14 protein-coding genes are annotated in these 18411 nt (G+C 45.6%); 3 read left to right on the forward strand and 11 right to left on the reverse strand.

Annotated features, from left to right (window positions below; genetic code table 11):
- Nucleotides 1-4: 4 nt before the first annotated feature.
- The 5 genes from ACU1JV_RS20190 to ACU1JV_RS20210 form a co-directional block, all read right to left on the reverse strand.
- A complete protein-coding gene (locus tag ACU1JV_RS20190) occupies nucleotides 5-883 on the reverse strand; it encodes an ABC transporter ATP-binding protein (protein ID WP_446724620.1) in 879 nt (292 codons plus the stop codon).
- Entirely contained in the window at nucleotides 873-2294 is a 1422-nt protein-coding gene (papB, locus tag ACU1JV_RS20195) for a PapB family radical SAM/SPASM ranthipeptide maturase (RefSeq protein ID WP_413987352.1), read from the reverse strand. Before papB ends, ACU1JV_RS20190 begins: the two co-directional genes overlap by 11 nt.
- A gap of 713 nt (nucleotides 2295-3007) precedes the next feature.
- Nucleotides 3008-3862, reverse strand: coding sequence for a carbohydrate ABC transporter permease (locus tag ACU1JV_RS20200; protein WP_413987351.1), 855 nt, complete (start codon nucleotides 3860-3862; stop codon nucleotides 3008-3010).
- Between the two features lie 18 nt (nucleotides 3863-3880).
- Nucleotides 3881-4765: a carbohydrate ABC transporter permease gene (locus tag ACU1JV_RS20205; protein WP_016820227.1), complete on the reverse strand. Its 885-nt coding sequence runs from the start codon at nucleotides 4763-4765 to the stop codon at nucleotides 3881-3883.
- Between the two features lie 36 nt (nucleotides 4766-4801).
- Nucleotides 4802-6055, reverse strand: a complete 1254-nt coding sequence (locus tag ACU1JV_RS20210; protein WP_413987350.1) for an extracellular solute-binding protein — start codon at nucleotides 6053-6055, stop codon at nucleotides 4802-4804.
- 504 nt (nucleotides 6056-6559) lie between these two features.
- Here ACU1JV_RS20210 and ACU1JV_RS20215 point away from each other — a divergent pair.
- From ACU1JV_RS20215 to ACU1JV_RS20225, 3 genes are all read left to right on the forward strand, one after another.
- On the forward strand, nucleotides 6560-8734 hold the full coding sequence (locus tag ACU1JV_RS20215; RefSeq protein WP_413987531.1) for a glycoside hydrolase family 3 N-terminal domain-containing protein: 2175 nt from the start codon (nucleotides 6560-6562) through the stop codon (nucleotides 8732-8734).
- A gap of 13 nt (nucleotides 8735-8747) precedes the next feature.
- Nucleotides 8748-12188, forward strand: coding sequence for a GH36-type glycosyl hydrolase domain-containing protein (locus ACU1JV_RS20220; RefSeq protein ID WP_413987349.1), 3441 nt, complete (start codon nucleotides 8748-8750; stop codon nucleotides 12186-12188).
- 166 nt (nucleotides 12189-12354) lie between these two features.
- A complete protein-coding gene (locus ACU1JV_RS20225; protein ID WP_413987348.1) occupies nucleotides 12355-13359 on the forward strand; it encodes a LacI family DNA-binding transcriptional regulator in 1005 nt (334 codons plus the stop codon).
- Nucleotides 13360-13453: 94 nt separating this feature from the next.
- Here the strand turns inward: ACU1JV_RS20225 and ACU1JV_RS20230 are convergent, their stop codons facing one another.
- From ACU1JV_RS20230 to ACU1JV_RS20255, 6 genes are all read right to left on the reverse strand, one after another.
- Nucleotides 13454-14131, reverse strand: a complete 678-nt coding sequence (locus ACU1JV_RS20230) for a hypothetical protein (RefSeq protein WP_413987347.1) — start codon at nucleotides 14129-14131, stop codon at nucleotides 13454-13456.
- Nucleotides 14132-14204: 73 nt separating this feature from the next.
- Nucleotides 14205-15437 (reverse strand): stalk domain-containing protein, encoded by a 1233-nt coding sequence (locus tag ACU1JV_RS20235; protein ID WP_413987346.1) that lies wholly within the window; start codon nucleotides 15435-15437, stop codon nucleotides 14205-14207.
- Between the two features lie 355 nt (nucleotides 15438-15792).
- The gene (locus ACU1JV_RS20240; RefSeq protein WP_025674386.1) at nucleotides 15793-16278 is read right to left on the reverse strand and encodes a CcdC protein domain-containing protein; all 486 of its coding nucleotides are present in this window, start codon (nucleotides 16276-16278) and stop codon (nucleotides 15793-15795) included.
- Nucleotides 16279-16317: 39 nt separating this feature from the next.
- Nucleotides 16318-17085, reverse strand: coding sequence for an ABC-2 transporter permease (locus tag ACU1JV_RS20245; RefSeq protein ID WP_264217725.1), 768 nt, complete (start codon nucleotides 17083-17085; stop codon nucleotides 16318-16320).
- Entirely contained in the window at nucleotides 17082-17795 is a 714-nt protein-coding gene (locus ACU1JV_RS20250) for an ABC transporter ATP-binding protein (RefSeq protein ID WP_264217726.1), read from the reverse strand. Before ACU1JV_RS20250 ends, ACU1JV_RS20245 begins: the two co-directional genes overlap by 4 nt.
- Nucleotides 17792-18205, reverse strand: a complete 414-nt coding sequence (locus ACU1JV_RS20255; protein WP_013368976.1) for a GntR family transcriptional regulator — start codon at nucleotides 18203-18205, stop codon at nucleotides 17792-17794. Before ACU1JV_RS20255 ends, ACU1JV_RS20250 begins: the two co-directional genes overlap by 4 nt.
- Between the last annotated feature and the right edge of the window lie 206 nt (nucleotides 18206-18411).

Raw genomic sequence — 18411 nt, forward strand, 5'->3', positions numbered from 1 at the left:
TCTGCTAACTCTCCTCCGGATCGGAAATGTACAGATACGCATCCTCAAGATTAGCCGTTTCGGGTGTGACTTCTGTACAACAATCTGGAGGGTAGTTACACAATAATCGAGCCTGAACTCTTCCTTCCTTCCGCACAATGGAAGTGATTCGAGCTTGTTGGCTTAATTGTTCCAATTGACGCTTGCCAACATCAACCAACCACACTTTACCCTCGACAGTTCGAATCATATCGTCTATAGCCCCTTGGTACAGACAACGGCCTTCTTTTAAAACGAGTAGTTTGTCACATGTGCTTGAAACGTCAGGAACAATATGAGTAGATAACAATATAATCCTGTCTTCTCCATAATTTTGAAGCAAGTTTCGAAAAGCAATTCGTTCTTTGGGGTCCAGTCCAACCGTAGGCTCATCAACAATTAACAACTTAGGCTGTCCTAACATAGCTTGAGCAATTCCTAAGCGCTGCTTCATTCCCCCAGACAGCTGTTTTATTTTTTTATCAACTTGATCGATAAGTCCCACCTCAATTAATCGCTGTGATGTCTCCTCTTGAATATGATGTTTACCTTGAATACCTTTTAAAGCCGCAAAATAATTCATGGATTCCAAAATAGTCACATTTGGAAAAAAATCAAAATACTGTGGCAAGTAACCTAGTAAAAAACGAATAGCATCAGGTTCTTTTTTCAAAGAATGTCCGAATATTTCAACTTCCCCTCGGTCGAATCTAAGTAAAGTGGCAAGAATTTTCATTAAAGTGGTCTTACCCGCTCCATTGTCTCCGAGCAGTCCGAATATACCATTATCAATGTGAAAATGAAGCTCGTTAAGTACTTGGTGAGAACCATATGACTTACTTAAAGCTTGAATATCAATTGTCAAATGAGGCATCCTCCAATAGTTGCTCTCGCTGCCGCTTAGCAGAGAACAGGTTTTTCTTGTCTTCTTTAGTTAATCGTAAATACAATTTCATACAATCCATTATTGCACTACGAGTAAAGTTACAGTATTTATCCACTGGCTCATTAATTGAACCACTAAGCACCATATTTTCTTGAGGACAACCTCCACCACATAGATTCTTAGCCCAACATTCTCCGCATACAGTTCTCTTCTCTAAACGCATCTCACTAAGCATGCCACTCTTCTTTCTTACATCCATCCCTTCCCTTACATTTCCTAAAGAGTAATCCTTTTCATTAACAAATCGTTGACAAGGATAAAGATTACCATGCACATCAACGGCAAGCATATGCGAGACCGCTCCACAAAAATAATCTCGCTTAGAAGAAGAATGAATCATCAACAAGTATTTTAGAATGTTCGATATTTGACGTGCTTCCCCATATTTTTTGACCTGAAGCAAAGATTCAAAATGAACAACCAATTTGGTGAATTCTTGTGCATACTTCTCAAAGTCATTCTCACTAAGCATCTCGACTGCAGGATACATCGCAACATGGCGGATACCAATCCCCAATAAATGTGTAAGTGTATGTGTTATATCCAATTGTACTGGTGAAATCGTAGCTCTTGCTGTTATGGCACCTTTTTTTCTTAAACTTTCTGTTCTATTTAAAATGATTTCATAGGTACCTTTTCTGTTCTGATAATATCGATTGAAATCGTGCGTCATTTGATCACCATCTAGACTTATCTGAATAGAAACATGATGATCTAATAAGAAATTTTCAATTTCTTTGGAAATTAAGGTGCCGTTCGTTGTCATACTATATGTAACACGTTTATTTGATTTTTCTTGTTTTAGCTTAGTGTAGGCTACAACTTCTTTAATCACTTCAATGTTCAGAAGTGGCTCCCCTCCAAAAAAGCAAATATTCAGTTCTTCTTCCTCGCCAGAATGATTAAACAGATAATCAACTGCTTTTAATGCGGTCTCTGTGTCCATGCGTCCTCGATCATTATATTCTCCGTCTCCTCCATAACAGTAAGAGCATCTTAGATTACACTCTTGAACCAGCATAAGGATTATAGATGATAGACTCACTTGCTCATCATTGCAACTTTTACATTCCTTTTGAACAGACAAATCTTTATTATATATAACCGATGCTTCCTTCAGACTGGCTAATAACCTATCTACCTCTTCTCTACTAGAACGATGCTTAAGTAATTCATATATTTCTTCAATTTCCTTACCTTCGCTATTGCATATATCTACTACGACATCATCAATCTGAAAAAGCCCATTTGTTTTTATATTGTATAAGTATAACTTTTCATTTTGTTCTATGATTTTGACGGGATTTTTTTCAAATGGAGCACTAATCACTATTAATCATCCTCTCAAAGTTACAAAATAGGAGGAAGTCCAAGAAGATTAGTTCCCAGACCTCCTAAGTTGACTACCTGTGTTTGAAAGCTCTATCGTTGCGAGTTTTACTTCAATTAATCGAATTAATCGCTATCATTATTAGTACACCAATGACCACTTTCTTTGCTACAAAACCAGTCGGTAGCATCACAACCTACACAACGATCACGTGTATCACAAAAAACACACGTCATAGGAGAAACACTGCCTTCAGCTGCTTGGTTAATAGGATCAAACAATTTGATCCACCTCATTTTTTGTATTTTTTTATTTCTTTTCCAATATAATCATTTTTTTAGTTGGCCTCTATACTTTTTTTGAAGTAATTATGTAAAATTTGTTAACCTATTATTTTGAAATATTTTCAAATATATATAATAAAAGTATAGTTCACTTTGCTGAAAAAAGCCGGTCGTTGTTAATGTAATGCATACCCTAATGATTCTGGAGACCGAAACTTTTATTCACCTTCGTAACACTCAATCTGAATTCTAACTCTTTCATTTTTCCGTTCCCCATATATAAACAAAATCCTGATGCAGCTTCTCTAAGAATGAACATGAGCTGACCAGGAATTTTCGTTTTTTTATACACAAAAAACGGAGGGCTTCTTTTGCTCAAACTAGGAAGTCCTCCGTTTTTGTGTTTTTATCAATTTACGTATTAAGCTATTACTTAATCCCCGAAATCGTATAATTCTCGATAATATACTTTTGGAAAATAATGAAGATAATCATGATCGGAACGACCATGAAGGTCGAGCCCGCCATTTGCAGAGCAAATTGACTTTCGTTCTGTCCCTTGAGCAGTGACAGACCGACAGACAAGGTGTACAGCTTTTCATCGTTCGCAATAATGAGCGGCCATAAGAAGCTGTTCCATCCGCCGATGAAGGTCAGGATGGCCTGTACCGCGATAATCGGCGTCGAAATGGGTAGCACGATTTGTAAAAAAGTGCGGAACTCACCTGCTCCATCAAGACGGGTCGCCTCCAGCAGTTCTTCTGGGATATCGGACATGAACTGCCGGAAGAGGAAGATCGCAAACGCGCCCACCAATCCAGGAAGGACAATCCCCAGCATAGAATTGGTCAACCCCATCTGGTTCAGAATCAAATAGACGGGAATCATCGTCACTTGACCTGGAATCATCATGGTTGCCAGCACCAAATAGAACAGGAAGCCCTTGCCCTTGAAATGGAATTTGGCAAAACCATAACCCGCCATGGCGTTAAGGAATAATCCGAAGAAGGAAGCTAGGACAATGATCAGCGTATTCGTCAGATAGGTTCCAAACGCCATGCTATCGAATAGAATTTTAAAATTATCCAGTGTAAAATGCTCAGGCCAGATGGTTGGAGGAATTTTGGTTACCTCGCCCTCTGTCTTAAAGGAGGATAAAATCATCCACGCAAAAGGCAGCACCATCAACAGACCTCCCACAGTCAGGAGAATCGCCACGAACCATTGAAATGTTTTTTCACCACTGCGCGTATTGGCGCGGGCTTGCTGAACAGCTGTTTTCACGTTCATCACCTCTCTCTATCAGGACTCCGCTTTATTTTGCAAACGGAACTGAATCAGCGTCACCGCGATGATCGCGAAGAATAGAATGAACGATCCCGCCGCGGCATACCCGAATTTACTAAATTGGAAGCCGTTATTGTAAATGAACAAGGATGCCGTTAGCGTGCCGTCCAGCGGTTTCCCTTTGGTCATGACAAAAGGTTCCTCGAAAAATTGCAGCCAGCCGATCATCGTTGTGATGGACACGAAGAAAATAGCATAACGAAGCTGCGGAAGTGTAATATAACGAATTTGCTGCCATGTATTGGCCCCGTCAAGCTGTGCCGCTTCATAATAAGAGCCTGGAATCCCTTTAATAGCCGCAATAAAAATAATCATGTTTAAACCGATGCCCCGCCAAACCGCTAACACAATCAGCGAAATTTTCGCTACTGTTGGATCGGTCAGCCATGGGACGGGACCTAAATTCACCAGACCAAGTACGTAGTTGAATAATCCAAGCGTCGGATTATACAAATAGCTCCAAACCACTGCGACCGCAACCACATTCGTTACAGACGGCAGATAGAACACGACGCGGAATACTTTGAAAGCACGTGATTTACCCATGTTAATCAGGATCGCGATGCTGAGCGAAAATATCAGCACCAACGGAACACCAATGATAACAAAGAACAACGTATTCCCAATAGACTTCAAAAAGGAAGGGTCCAAAAGCACGTTCGTGTAATTTTCCAATCCTATAAAGCGAATACTTTCATAATTAACGAGTCCGGACAGATCCATATCCGTGAAGCTGATCACGAGCGCCAGTAGTATCGGCAACAACGAAAACAGCGTTAACAGGATGATGGAGGGACCGATAAACAAGTATGGCGCAAGCTTCTGCGAGCTTCCTTTCATGCCTTCACTCCCTTTGACAATGACGGATATGGATCATTATTTTTTCATTATACTTGCAGCCTGCTGATTAAAGTCATCCATTTCCTTCTGTACATCGGCATGACCGCGGTAAATACGCTCAAAGCTCTTGATGAATTGTTGAGAAACTTCTTCCCATGCAGCCAGTTGCGGCAATGCTGCGGAATGATCCAGCTGTTTGCGAATCGTCAGAAGCATCGGATCACTCTTCATTTTGGCATCTTCCCACGATTTAGTAGTCGCAGGCAAGTTACTGGACAGCTCCATCCATTTCAGTTGTGTTTCTGGTTTGCTCATGTAAGCCAGGAATTTGGCTGACTCCTCTGGGTGCTTGCTGAATTTCATAATTGAAAGGTTGGCTCCACCCAAAACGGATAGGTTGTTTACTTTGCCAGGAAGCTCCGCAATATTCCACTTGCCTTCCAGTTCTGGTGCCTTGCTCTTGATTTCTTTAATCATGAAAGGACCGCTGATAAACATTGGAACGATCCCCTCGCCTTGCAAACCTTGAACGGAATCAATTCCAATATCCACTGCGTTAGAGCCATTTTGGAAAAAGGTATTTACATACTTCACAGCATCTACAAACGGTGCTTGGTTGAATAGCGGATTGCCCTGCTCGTCAACCAGCTTGGAACCGTTCTGGAGAGCAAACATAAAGCCCATGGACTGCTCCTTTGCACTAAAGGAGATACCATATTTGCCTTTACCCCGAGCCGCTAGCTTTTGAGCAGCATCGGACAGTTCCTCCCACGTTTTAGGTGCTTCATTGTATCCAACCTGTTTCAGTAGGTCCGAACGATAGAATAAAACTCGCGTTTCAGTGTACCAAGGTACGGCGACCGGTTTAGCTTCAAATTGAGCCGTACTCACAGCGCCCTTGAAGAAATTTTTCGCTTCAAGCTCAGGGTATTTGCTGATGTAAGGCGTGATGTCTGTTAGTGCACCCGCAGATGCTAATTCCGGCACCCATGATGTACCGAGCTGGACAACATCTGGACCTGATTTTGAGGCAACCGCCGTGAGCAATTTGTCGTGAGCGTTATCCCAAGGCAACGCCTGTACATCAACGTGAATATCTGGATTTTCTTTTTCAAAATCTTTTACAATTTCAGGCAGCAACTTTCCTTCCGCTCCCATGCCCCACATGGTGATGGTCGTCTTGCCATTTGCATCTTTGCCTGACGAATCATCCTTGGATGAACAGCCTGCCAACGCCCCCCCCAGTAATAAGGTGCTTGCCAAAATGATCCCCAATGTTCTTTTCATCATACGAATTCCTCCCGAGATGATCTGTTTACCGATCATGCAATATGATAACGGATTCAAGTACATGAGTTTTGCAAAATTCTGATACATGCAAATACATAGCAGTTAAAGCATACCGTTATAACAATTATGTTTAAAGCCTAAGGACCATACTCATCAATAGAAACGTTTCGATAGTCATTATAGAACAAATTGAAACCGTATTCAATAGGGATATTATTTTTTGTTTACTTAGAATCGCATCTTTTTTTCATTTATTTTATCTTTATTACGCTATTCTTCCTATAAAAGGACCTCCGTTTTGCATTTGACTCTCCATTTGAAAGCGTATATAATCCAACTGAGTTCAACAATAGAAACGTTTCGATTAATAATACAACAGAATATTATGCTTCTATACTAGCTATTAGCCTGTTCAGCACTTTTTTGAATCAACTTGTCCAAAAAATCTCATGAATCTGAAAAAGAGAGCTGTTCTACCAACCATACAGCTTATGGAGGATTATGATGGAACAACACCTGAATTCCTATTTACAAAACATGACGCTTGAAGAAAAAGTCGACCAACTACTTCAGCTTGTGGGTGGCTTTTTTGAAGAAGCGGGTACAGAGGGCCAAATTACTGGGCCTATGGCTTCTCTCGGCATTACCGAGCAAACGGTTCACAATGTTGGTTCCGTGCTCGGCCTTGCAGGAGCTCAGGAAGCGATTCGTGTTCAGCAGGCTCATTTGAGTAAAAATCGTCTGGGTATTCCACTTTTAATTATGGCAGATATTGTACACGGCTTCAAAACGATTTTCCCGATCCCGCTGGCTATTGGTTGCTCATGGGATATGGAACTTGCAGAAGAGAGCGCTACTATCGCTGCCCGGGAAGCAGCCGTATCTGGTGTTCACGTCACATTCGCTCCTATGGTCGATCTGGTACGTGACCCCCGCTGGGGTCGTGTAATGGAATCCACTGGGGAAGACCCTTATCTCAACAGTCAATTTGCCCGTGCGTTTGTGCGCGGATTTCAGGGTAAAGATCTGACGAATGATACCGAGCGGGTAGCCGCATGCGTGAAGCACTTTGCTGCCTATGGTGCCGGTGAAGGCGGACGAGATTACAATACCGTAGATATATCCGCATGGCAGCTGCGAGAGTATTATCTCCCCTCCTACAAAGCTGCTTTAGATGAAGGCTGCGAAATGGTGATGACGTCCTTCAATACCGTAGAAGGCGTAGCGGCAACGGGCAATAAGCGCCTGATGCGTGATCTGCTTCGTGATGAATGGGGATTTGACGGTGTACTCATTTCGGATTGGGCCGCGATCAAAGAGCTTATTCCTCATGGCATCGCCGAAGATGAGCGGGAGGCAGCAAAGAAAGCATTGCTGGCAGGCGTAGATATTGAAATGATGACCTCCTGCTATAATGGACACCTGCCTGAGCTGATTCGCAGCGGACAGCTGGATGAAGCGCTCGTTGATGAAGCGGTGATGCGTATATTGAAGCTCAAACAAAAGCTGGGCTTGTTCGAGAATCCGCTACGTGGCGCAGACCCTGAGCGTGAACGTGAAGTTGTGTTCTGCGAAGCCCATCGTGCGGTTGCCAAAGAACTAGCCATTAAATCATGCGTGCTGCTCAAAAATGATTCCGTGCTTCCATTGAATCGCAATCAACGTATTGCATTGATCGGACCTTTTGCAGAGAGCGGCGATATTTTGGGTTCTTGGTCGTGGAGCGGTTCACAAGAGGAAGCCATTCGTGTTGTCGACGGGTTTCATTCGAAAATATCCTCCTCGCTGCTCACCGTAGCGGCAGGATGCTCTGTAGACGACATAACAGAGGAGCAATATGCAGAAGCTCTGCATGCTGCCAGTCAAGCAGAGGTCATCGTTTTAGCGCTTGGCGAGCGCTCAGATATGAGTGGTGAAGCAGGCAGCCGTTCGAATATTCGCCTGCCACAGGCCCAATTGGAATTGGTGAAGCGCCTGAAGACACTGAATAAGCCAATGGTAGCCGTACTGTTTAATGGTCGTCCATTGGATCTGCACGGCGTCATCGAAGAAGCAGACGCTGTACTGGAAGCCTGGTTCCCTGGTGGCGAAGGCGGCGCAGCAATTGCCGATCTGTTATACGGTGATGCCGAACCTACGGGTCGTCTGACGATGTCCTTCCCGCAATCGGTCGGGCAGGTGCCTGTGTATTACAATCATTTTAATACAGGACGTCCACAGTTAGATCCGAACACGACAGAACGCTATGTGTCCCAGTATCTAGATATACCGAACGAACCTTTATTCCCGTTCGGCTATGGCCTGAGCTACACCGATGTAGCCTATGACAGCTTACAGCTTTCCGGCGATACCCTTATTCCCGGTCAAGAACTGATTGTTAGAGTACAGGTAACGAACACAGGAACACGTCCAGTCGAGGAAACGGTTCAGTTTTATGTCCGTGATATCAGCGGTGATACGGTTCGTCCGATGAAAGAACTGAAAGATTTCTGCAAAGTCCTGCTTGCCCCAGGCAAAAGCCAGGAAGTGGAATTTACAGTGACCGAGCCTCAGCTGCGCTATCATCATGCAGATTTGAGCTTCGACAGTGACAGCGGTGAATTTGCCGTCTTTACAGGACCTAACAGCCGAGATACTACAGAAGGCCGTTTTCGGTTAGTAAAAGAAACAGGAAAGTGAGGCGTTCCCTTTGATGAATACAAGTCTAGATCAAAATATTTTGCTGCGGGCCGGAGACCTGTCCTTTACCTTTTTAAGCAGCGGTGATGTGTACAAGATCGCTCACGGCTCAACGATGATCAACCAACTGTTGACCAATTCAGTCGATGGTTCCTTGAATAATCTGTACCTGAGACTGTATCGTCCTTCTGGCGTAAGCATCACTCCACTGCTTGGAGTTCGTTCGCCCGGCGTAATCAGACAAACGGATCAGCAGATTATTTGGGAAGGCTTCACCGCCGGTGTAGGCTATCAGGTGACCTTCACACTAAGCCGCCTGGGAGTATGGTTTTGGGATGTAACCCTACAGGGCGATGACGTTGAAGCAGATATTGTGTACGGTCAGGATATCGGTATTGCCGATACCGCTGCTGTGCGCAGTAATGAAGCTTATTTGTCTCAGTATATTGACCATACTGTCTATCATGATGAACAAAGAGGCTATACCGTTTGCTCACGTCAGAATCAGCCGCAAAGCCAGGCATTCCCTTACATTCAACAAGGCTCGTTAACCCGTACTGTCGGATACTCGACTGACGGATTTCAGTTCTTTGGACTTTCTTACAAGGAAACGAATGAGCCGGAAGCACTTCGCCGCGACTCGCTCGCCAATGAAGTGTATCAATACGAATTCGCTTATACAGCGCTGCAATCTGAGCGGGTAAAACTCGCCGGGGAAGCTCGCTTTACGTTTTACGGTCTGTTCCAGCCGAGCCATCCGGCTGCAGTGACGAAGCTGGAGTATCAGGACCTGGTAACCAAAGCACGCGATGAAGTAGTTGGCGTTCTAGCGGACGCTTCCGCGACCATCATACCAGCGCGCATCGCAAGTGACTTCCAGGCAGAACGTGAAGCTACAGGGCAAACCATCGGTGAACCGCTGCGCACGCTGGACTTGACCGATGCCGAAGTGGATCAGCTTTTCCCGAAACGCCAGGAAGAAGAACGGGATGGCGATGAACTACTTTCCTTTTTTACGGATAGCTATGAGCATGTTGTACTCAAATCCAAAGAGCTTCGTGTAGAGCGTCCTCACGGGCACATTTTAATGGGTGGGCATTACTCTGGAGGTAAGGAAGAAACCATTACAACCACCTCCTATATGTACGGGGTATTCAATTCCCAACTCGTGATCGGTAATACGAATTTCAACAAAATGATCACCAACGTGCGTAATGCGCTCAACATTCCCAAGACATCCGGTCAACGTATCTACGTCGGAATTCAAGGAAAATACCGCCTGCTCACCATGCCTTCCCTGTTCGAGATTGGCTTTAATTATGTGCGCTGGTATTACAAAACGGCTGACGATACATTCATTATTACAAACCATACGAATGCCGATCGCCCAGAAGTGCGGCTTCACATGCGCTCGGCAAGCGGTAAAGCTTACCCATTCCTGATCACTCAGCAAATGTCTATGCATGTGAACGAATACGAGCTTCCGTTTCATATGGAACGCGAAGGTGACGAGCTGCTCTTTAGAGCTGATTCCGCTTCCCTAAGCGCCGAGGCTTACCCGGATCTTTTGTACCGAATGCACATAGCAGGCGCTTCGTTACAGCAAGTGAGCGATGCTCAAGCGATGCTACAGGGTGGGGCCTCCCCTGATGCATCGCTGGTCGTTTTGGAACTGGGCGACAGCAGCGAATGGACCTGCACTGTACAGGGCTGGCTGCATGGCCGTTTGACCGGGAAGGACCGAGCACATAAGGAGCTTCACGCCTCCTTTGAAGATGAGCGTGAGCGCTACCGGGAATATTTTGCCGAGCTTATGAATGGCTTCCATCTGACGCTTGGTCAACAGGAAACCAGCGAGCTATTCCGTGTGAACGCAGTGGCCTGGTGGTACACCCACAATATGCTCGTCCACTACTCTGTGCCTCACGGTCTGGAGCAATACGGCGGAGCAGCCTGGGGAACACGCGATGTATGTCAGGGGCCTGTGGAATATTTTTCGGCTGTGCAAAAGTTTGATGAGGTTCGTTCCATTTTGCTAACTGTATTCAGCCATCAGTATGAAGACAGCGGAAACTGGCCGCAATGGTTTATGTTTGACAACTATACTCACGTGCAGCAAGAAGAAAGCCATGGGGATATTATCGTTTGGCCACTCAAGGTACTGGGCGATTATTTGACCGCTACCCGTGATTACAGTATTCTGGGAGAAAATGTGCCTTACACTCATCGGCATACTTTCGATTATACCAAGCAGACTGCGACCCTTATGGAACATGCCCTGAAGGAAATCGAATATATTCGGGAAAATTTCCTACATGACACGTACTTATCGGCTTATGGCGATGGAGATTGGGACGACACGCTCCAGCCAGCCAATGCGCAGCTGAAGCAATACATGGCGAGCAGCTGGACGGTTGCCCTCACCTACCAAGTGGTTCGTAACTTTGCTGCTGCGTTGGAGCAAGCTCCTGCAGATGTAGTAAGCGAAGCTGATAAGATCGCACAAGATCTACATCAGATGGCGAACGGCATCCGTAAAGACTTCAATCGCTACATGCTGGAGAGCGGAATTATTCCAGGCTTCGTATATATGGAAGAGCCCGGTCAACCCAAGCTGATGCTCCATCCGTCCGACACCGAGACGGGAATCCACTACCGCTTGCTGCCGATGACACGCAGCATGATCAGCCAGTTGCTCACGCCTGAGCAAGCTTTGGCTCATGAGCAGCTTATCCGCGAGCAGTTCCTCTGCCCGGATGGTGTGCGTCTGATGAACCGCCCTGCACAATATGACGGCGGTGTGAGTTCCCACTTCAAGCGCGCTGAGCAAGCGGCCAACTTTGGACGTGAGGTCGGGCTGCAATATGTGCACGCCCATATCCGCTTTGTGGAAGCCATGGCCAAGTTAGGACGCAAGGATGACGCTTGGCATAGCCTGAAGCTCATCAATCCGGTCGGCATCCGCGCAACCGTACCGAATGCCGAATGGCGCCAAAGCAACGCGTATTTCAGCAGCTCGGACGGTAAATTTAACACCCGGTATGAAGCACAGGAACGGTTTGGTGAACTGCGGGAAGGAGCCGTACCCGTCAAGGGTGGCTGGAGAATCTATTCCAGCGGTCCGGGAATCTACATGAATCAGCTCATATCGAATGTCCTTGGTATTCGTCAGTCAGGCGAGGACCTGATCCTGGACCCTGTGCTGCCGGACGATCTCGACGGATTGGAATTTAAATTTTCCTTTGCAGGAAAGCCAATCACCTTCGTCTACCGCATGCTGCAAGAGCATACGAGCGGTGAGCAAGGTCGTACAGTATTGAACGGTGCCCCTCTGGAAAGCGAGCCAGCCGATGATAATCGCTATCGTTCCGGTGCCTTGCGCATCAAACGCGTGACTTTCGAGCAGGCGTTAGCAGAACATGATGGTGTACACCGCCTGGAGATTATTTTATAAAATCGAATGATGCATAAGCGAAATCTGGTATAGGCAACAAAGGGATGGCGATCTTGCGGGATCGCCCTTTGCTGCTTGCATGTAGAACTACGACATTTGGAATAGATATGTGGTTAATAATGAATATACAATAGCAGATATAAGACGGACACAAGGAGGTGACGCTGTGGTCAGCATTAAAGATATCGCCAAACAGGCGGGCGTTTCCATATCTACCGTTTCATATGCTTTGAACGGTAGCGATAAGGTAACAGAAGAGACTTGCGCACGTATTTTGGCCATTGCCAAAGAGCTTAACTATGTGCCAAATGCCGCCGCACGGAATCTCAAAAAAAGGCAAACCAAAATTATTGGCGTATTCCTGACTGATTTTCGCGGAGATGTTTATGGAGATTTGCTGTACGGCATCAAGGAAATCTTGAACCGCAAGGGCTATGACCTCATTGTATGCAGCGGAAAGCAATCACATCGAATGCTGCCAGAACGCATGATTGACGGAGCCATTGTACTGGATCAGACGTTTGATAGTCAGGAGCTGCTGAACTACGCCGAGCGGGGACATAAAATTGTCGTATTGGACCGTGAACTGAATCATCCTAACATTAACCAGGTGCTGCTGGATAACAAAGCAGGTGCCGCGCTTGCAATAGAGCATCTATTGGAATTGGGACACCGCAAGTTATATGTTGTGACCGGACCAGAAGGTTCTTATGATTCCTGGCAGCGGATGCAGGCGGTCAAGCAGACCATTGAGCGTAGCGGCGTCGCCGAGATGATTGAAATAGGCGGCAATTTCGAGAAATCGGGCGGCGAGCAGGCGGCTGAAATCATTTTACAGCAGCAAGCTGACCCGGATTCGAAGCCTGTAGCCGTATTTTGTCTCAATGATGAAATGGCCGTAGGCTTTTACAATCGAATGGCTCAGTCAGAGCTTACCATTGGCAAGGATGTTCATATCGTCGGCTTTGATAATATCGAGCTGGCGCAATATATTCAGCCCCGGCTGACAACGATAGACTACTCCAAACGCAAATGGGGCGCTGTGGCCGCTGAGCAGGTTCTCAAAATCATTGCCGGGGAAGACGTGGAACATGAACGGTTATACGTTACGCTTGTTCAAAGAGAATCGGCAGGCGCAGCATTCATCTTCCAGGACCAACAGAATCTCTGATGAACAGCAAAAGAGGTGCCCCACCCGCCAACCTCCAAAAAAAGAACTTCCACTGTCCCAAAAATGGGTTGGAAGTTCTTTTAGCTGTGCTTATTTAACCTAACAAAACCTTAATTAAATTCGCCAACGACCGTAAGGGATTGGCAATCGTCCGCCCTGTCTCCAGTTCCACCTGCAACGCAGCATCAACCATCGATAACTGTGCGACAGCCAGCCCTCTGCTGGGATCAGCTTGCCTCAATTCATGCAATGAACGAACCAGCAATTCCTCATACTCATCTTTACGTCCCTGCATAATCAGTTCAAAAGCGCTCTCCACCACCTTGACCTCTATCAGTGAAGAGAGTTCCGGCTTGCCTAATAGAGTGGCCGTATGGTAAAGACGCTTCATCGTGCCCTCTACGGTAGCCGGATTCGTGAATACCAAGGTTCGTGGCAGCAAATCATCACACATCTCATGAAATAGAGGCTCATCCAGTGCGACAATTGGTGTAGGCATTGACCCTTGAGCCTTCTCCGCCAAAGCAATATAATTCGTACACGTTATCAAAATAACATCTAGATCGCTTTGAGACATCCAACTCAGCTGCTCTTCTACCTTGCGACTGGCATCATCCGAAGAAAAATGCGGGTCCGACGATACCCGGCGCATAAGTCCTGGTTCCACAAAATGTACCAGCTCCACCTCATAAGAAGCAAAAGCTCGTTCCACATAAGCTATGTTCGAGTGATGCGCATGCAGGCAACCGACACGTTGCTTCAAGTCTTTCACCGTTCCCCCCTGATCTATGTTTGCACCATTTTAACAGGAACCGGACGGTCTGGACAGTGCCAATCAGCTCACACTATATGTGCATTTTTAAAAATTTACCGTTCGTATTTTTCCACTCTGTTTTAGCTGGAATCTCCTGAACTACATCCCAATGCTCGGCTATTTTGCCGTTCTCCACACGGAACAGATCATAGACAGCGGCTGAAGTCCCCTTAGGAGATTTCAATTCACTTACAACCAGCACGAAGTTGCCTTCTCCAAGAACCATATGCACCTGATCATATCCAATAGAAGCTCCCTGACCTGCTGCCGATAATGCTTGCTTCAGACTGGATACACCATCACCAAAAAGAGGATTATGCTGAATATACTGATCCCCATTATAATAGCTTTCCAATGCTGCACGATTTTTGCCAACCAGCACATCATCTACAAACTTGCGGATCAGCGTTTTGTTCGTCTCGGTTTGGTTGGGATCCGTAATTTGTGTTGTTCCGTCAATCATGGTATGTCCGCTAGGATTGATTGGAGCTGAGTCCTGCATGTTGTCCCAATGCTCAACAATTTTACCATTGCTATCGAAGCGGAAAATATCAAAACCAATGCTCGTTTTCCCTGCAATAGACTTTTTATAATGTACTGCTACATCATTGCCGTCCTGAATAACCCGCTGGACTTCAACCAGTACGTTAGCTCCCTTCGATTGGCTAATCCCTTGCAAAAAAGCATCTCTCCCGCTAGCAAAGCTCGGATTATGCTGAATGTACTGATCTTTGCTGATCCAAGCCTCAGCTGCTTTCGTATTACCCGTTTCAAAGCTTTTCAGAATCTCTACAACCTTATCCTTATTGCTCACCCCGATTTGCAAGGTTTGGCTGGCCGGGTCCCAAATCACTTGCTTGCCCCACGCTTCTTTGACGACATCGACCGGCACATAGGTTACCCCTTGCTTGGTCAAGATGGTTGAGGTGGACAGTGGTACCTTAATCCCGTTGATTTGTGCTTCCGGACTGCCGGATACTAGTACAACCGTCGCTTGATCATAACGAATCGTCGTACTTTGACGCGCCGTATTGAATGTAATATGCTTGGCGTCCAGTGGAATTCCTAAACTGGTGGCCAACTGTCTCAGGGGGATCAGCACCTGCTTGTTTCTCACGATAGGCGCAATTTTGTAAGCCTCCTTCTTGCCATCTACCCAAACCTGAATACCTGTAGCAGGTTTTACGCCGGCTGCTAAAGCCGGTACAGCAGAAGACAGAACAAGCAAGCCAGCAAGTGCAGCAGTAACCGTATGTTTTTTCATGAATGTAAGCCCCTCTCAACCTGTAAAATAGAGTATGAAATAAAATTTTATGTAACCAATATAGTTGCAGTTAACCGCGGAAGTATAAACATTCCCCCCTATCTAACTTTAAACCCCATTTAAATCATTTGAAACCTTAATAACCCTCCTTTGAATTTTTATACTTATGACTGTTGCCACGTAAACCACAAACCTTAGAATAAAGGATATGGAAAGCAATAACAATGTATGATACTCTCCATAATTTTATTATGAATAACATGCACTAATAAAGTTAGCTCAAAAAAACGGCTCCTATCACCAAGCGAATAGACGCTTTTTGAATAGAAAGCCGCTGTTAACCTCATTAATATTGTTATACGGACAACGTTCTCCGGAACTTGATAAAGCTCCCAATTCGCCAGATTGAGATATACACCAGCGCCATCGTAATGGCCAGCATGCTAATTTCGGTCGTACCCAGACTACTGAGGTATTGGGTCAGAACAACGCGAATCAAAATAATAGCGATAATAATATATTTAAAATATTGGTTCGGCTTGGGATAGATGAGACCGTCATCCCGTCTTTCATAGGCTGTATGCAGCAAAATAACGTAGCCAAACAGAGCCCCTAATAACCCAGCAACCAACAGTTCCCAAAAGGCGGGGAGCGCGTACGTTTGACCAGGAATATGCATCAATTGATATACCGATATCATCATAGCTGGGAAAGCAATAAACATGGGAAGCAAAATCCGGAATCCATTTCCTTTTACCGGGCCCCTTCGTCTCTTGGTTCTCAACCAGATCATTAGCCCCACCAGAACAGCCATCAACGCATAAATAAAGATTGTCGTCATGGTGAAATTCCTTTCTAATATATAGTCATTTATCCTAAGTTAAATCGACAGCTTTTTCTCCAGCAAATAAGCGTTCAAGCGGATCAATGCATATGCAGCAACCCAACTAATCAACACCGCAACCGGGAAATGCCAGGTAAAAGGAAACCAATGTCCGTTTTGGACACGATCAAACTGCTCATAAATCCGCTGATCGCCTGACCAATAAAAGATACTCCCTCCACCCATCAAAAGAATCCACAGAATCGGGCTAAGTGGCCGCAAAGTGCTGTATTTGGTACTAGCCGTCAGCAGACCCACCGCAATAACCAACGGAGTAAAACCAATAATCATCACAAACCAGTTCAAGCCGGCTATCATAAAAGACGCTGCATCCGCAAACGTATAAGCCTGTATGGTCGATGAGATAAACAGCGCGTATAGAGAACCTACCACAAACAAGAGCAATATCACGACAATGGTTTGTAAAATAGCAGCAATCCATTTGGCGCTAATCAACCACATACGCGGATAAGGAAGGGTCAGCCACCAGCCGTAGGTATCATTTTCCCATTCTCTTCTGAGTGTTCCCACACCCATAAAAACGATCATGTACGGCAGGCCCAGGGTGACATACCACAGCCTTGTCAATTCGAGTTGGTTGTGAAGAGCGAAGTACAAGGAAATCGCGAACGCCGCAATTAGAAATAGTGAGAAATATACAAGTCTCCACGATCTGGGCAGTCGATTACGGCTTTGCTTTCTCCAACTTCCTTTATTCCGAAATTCATGGCGTATTAAATCTTTGAACAGCTCGGATGAATTCACACCTTCCACTCCCTTTTGTACAAATTGCGGAACACCTGATTCAGCGAGCCATGCTCTGCACGCAGATCATCCGATTCACCAGACCATATCACTCGCCCGCGGTCCATCATGACCGTGTAATCAAACAAGCCTTCCACTTCCTGAATATCATGTGTGCTAATGAGTATGGATTGTTGCCGATCCTCCAAATAATCAATAATCCCAGCTACGATCGTTTCTCTAGAGAGAACATCTATGCCTACAAAAGGTTCATCCAGGATCATAAGCGGTACTTCTCGTGCCAGGCACAGAATCAGCAGCACACGTGCCTCCTGTCCGCGACTCAACCCGGCCATCTTTAGCTCCAATTCCACATCCATATGGTCAGCAAGTTTATAGGCATCCTTTATATTGAAGCCAGGCAAAAAGGACTTCCCCCATTCCAGCGTCTGCTGAACTGTATGATTGGGATACCAGCGTGCCCGGTCAGGAAGATAGGATATATTCCGGTTGGTTTCCCAGCCTGGCTGTTGGCCCAGCACCTGAAGCTCGCCCCCGTCCGGCTGAATCAACCCCGTGATGGCTCGAAAGAAGCTGGACTTCCCGCAGCCATTGGGCCCAAGCACACCTACAATACGTCCTGTCGGAATGACGACATTCAGTTGGTCTAATGCTTTTTTATTTCCATATTGCTTTATCAGCTTCTTTGCGGTTACCACAGACTCTGTCATGCCTTTTCGCCTCCTTCCTCGTGATCTCCGTCCTGTCGGTTTCTTATATATTGCTGTACATCTTCCCAGGATAATCCCAGGCTGCTCATCTGTCCGAGAAACTGATCTATATACGTCATAGCCAGTTGTTCCCGAAAGCTGGCAATCCGCTCACTGGACGAAGTTACATACGTACCCAGGCCGCGCCGCTTCTCAGTCAATCCGTCCCGCTCCAACTCCTGATACGCCCGCATCACGGTATTCGGATTCATACGCAATTCCTGCGCCAGATCACGAACAGATGGCATTTTGCTTCCCATTTCGATCTCCCCTTTAGCAATGGAGCTTCGTACTTGATTTAATATTTGTTCATATAATGGCTGGCTAAAGTCAATTAAAAATCGGAACGAGCCAACCCGTTGTTCTTCCATGGGTGTTTTCCCCCTAATTCAGCTGTATCTATCGTGCCTATAGTGTATTATATCACTTAATACACTTAATACAAGTGCAATTCGTTAAAATGTTAGTTAGTCCTGCCATCCAAATTTCATTCAGTAAATGCTCAGCTTGCGCTCAGATAGCATTCAAGTTAATCCCTTATGATGTATCACGTACCAAACAAACCATAACCGAAAGG

This window comes from Paenibacillus sp. T2-29, from assembly GCF_052921365.1.